Origin of the sequence: Methylosinus sp. KRF6, assembly GCF_018887255.1 — a bacterium.
Lineage (GTDB): Bacteria > Pseudomonadota > Alphaproteobacteria > Rhizobiales > Beijerinckiaceae > Methylosinus > Methylosinus sporium.
Genome location: NZ_JAHLJF010000040.1, coordinates 1 through 1,761, shown reverse-complemented (window position 1 = coordinate 1,761; position 1,761 = coordinate 1). Strand labels below are relative to the sequence as shown.

The 1,761-nt window shown below is 61.3% G+C and carries 3 protein-coding genes and 1 pseudogene; 2 read left to right on the top strand and 2 right to left on the bottom strand.

Features of this window, described 5'->3' with window-relative positions:
* Nucleotides 1–196 precede the first annotated feature (196 nt).
* Nucleotides 197–478 (top strand): annotated as a pseudogene (locus tag KP010_RS23480) (HEAT repeat domain-containing protein); the annotation flags it as partial.
* A gap of 15 nt (nucleotides 479–493) precedes the next feature.
* Nucleotides 494–673, top strand: a complete 180-nt coding sequence (locus tag KP010_RS23000) for a hypothetical protein (protein ID WP_024878659.1) — start codon at nucleotides 494–496, stop codon at nucleotides 671–673.
* Between the two features lie 34 nt (nucleotides 674–707).
* Here the strand turns inward: KP010_RS23000 and KP010_RS22415 are convergent, their stop codons facing one another.
* Nucleotides 708–941, bottom strand: a complete 234-nt coding sequence (locus KP010_RS22415; RefSeq protein ID WP_142864797.1) for a hypothetical protein — start codon at nucleotides 939–941, stop codon at nucleotides 708–710.
* Between the two features lie 2 nt (nucleotides 942–943).
* On the bottom strand, nucleotides 944–1,761 hold an 818-nt coding region (locus KP010_RS22410), incomplete at its 5' end, for an IS66 family transposase (protein ID WP_216281927.1).

Sequence of the window (1,761 nt, the reverse complement as noted above, 5' to 3'; positions counted from 1 at the left end):
TCCGCTCCGCGCGCCCGAGCGCCGCTGCTACACCTCTCCAAGGGGCACGACCGCGAGTGATCCGAAATCACGAAGGCTCGGGGTTACTATTCTAGGCCAGTTGGGCTCACCCGCGCGCACCTTTCCAGAGGAATGCTGCGACGCCCTCCTCGAGATTATTCACCGCGAACAGGACAGAGATGTCTTGATAGCGACTGTGTTCGCCTTTGGCCATCTCGGAAACCGTCGTTGCGAGGGTGCTCTGATCGGGCTGCGCAACCATTCTGACGACGACGTCCGCCACGGCGTGGCGTTCTCCCTCTGTGGTGCGACTTCGGATGCGGCGGTAGGCGCTCTGCTGGAGTTGATGGACGATCCATATGATAGGGCGCGAGATTGGGCCGCCACAAGTATCGGCCAGACCGTTTCGATTGACGGCCCCGAGATTCGGGATGCGCTGCTGCGACGGGTAAATGACGCTGACGTCTTCGTAAGAGCCGAGGCGCTCCATGGCTTGGCTCGCAGGCGCGACGACCGCGTCGTGCCTTACTTGGTCGCCGAAATCTCGGCGGCGGGCGAGCACGAAGGACTCTTCGTGGACGCCGCCAAATCATATCTCGGCTTCAGCGTCGATCCCGACATGGATTCCGAGGCGCTCGCGAGATTGCTGCAATTGCCGAACAGGCAATCGTAAAGCAAGCGCTCATCGTGGACGCAGGATCCTCGCGTCAGCGCTCTCGGTGCGACTTCATCTCTTTGTGGATTTTGATGAGCTCGACGAGGTTCTCGACACCGAAGTCGGTGAAGGCCAGGATCTCGAGGTCGCCGAGGCCATAGACCCAGATCACGTCATCCTCGGGCTCCATTTCATTGGCGACGTCATGGAGGAAGTCGACGCTTTCGCCGAGCTGCGCAGCGATGCGATCGATGGTCGTGACGTGAGAGACCTTGTTGACGTGCATGGTCAGGCCGCCAGCGCCGGCGCGGCTTTATCCTTCTGGCTCCAGTTCCACGGCAGCAATTCATCGAGCCGATGCGCCGGATGCGCGGCGATGCGCGCGAGGACGTCGGCGAGCCAGGCCTGCGGATCGACGCCGTTCATCTTCGCTGTGACGATGAGCCCATACATGGCGGCGGCGCGCTCGCCTCCGCGATCAGACCCGCAGAACAGCCATGATTTTCGTCCCAGAGCAATTCCGCGCAGTCCACGCTCGGCGGCATTGTTCGACACGCAAACGCGCCCGTCGTCGAGGAACAGCGTGAAGGCCGGCCATCGCTTCAGCATATATTGCATCGCTTTGGCGAGGTCATGTCCACGCGAGAGCTTGGCGAGCTGTTCGCGCATATAGCTTTCCAGCGCGTCGACGAGAGGTCGGCTCGACGCCCGGCGAACGGCGAGGCGTTCTTGCGCGCTCTTGCTGTTGATCGACCTCTCGATCTCGAACAGCGCGTCGATGCGGCGCACGATCTCCATGGCGATCGGCGACAGTGGAATCTCCTTTTTTCCCGCCGCCTTACGACGAACGTTCGCATCGATATCGGCCATGACGAAGAACGGGCGCCGCGCGTGCGCCCAACACGCCGCTTCGAGAATCGGACCAGGCTTGCGCTCCGCTGCATACAGCTTGTTGTAGCCGTCATAGGCGTCCGCTTGCAGAATGCCGAAGTAGTTCGCCAAATGGGTCTGCGGACGTTCGCCTTTGCGATCACGCGAGTAATAGAAAATCGCGGTCTTATGTAGCAGCCGCCACTGGCTTCCTCTACTGGCGCGGATTTTGAAGC

Coding starts and splice junctions, on each gene's coding strand:
- KP010_RS22415 (WP_142864797.1), bottom strand. CDS start 941: ATGCACGTCAACAAGGTCTCTCACGTCACGACCATCGATCGCATCGCT.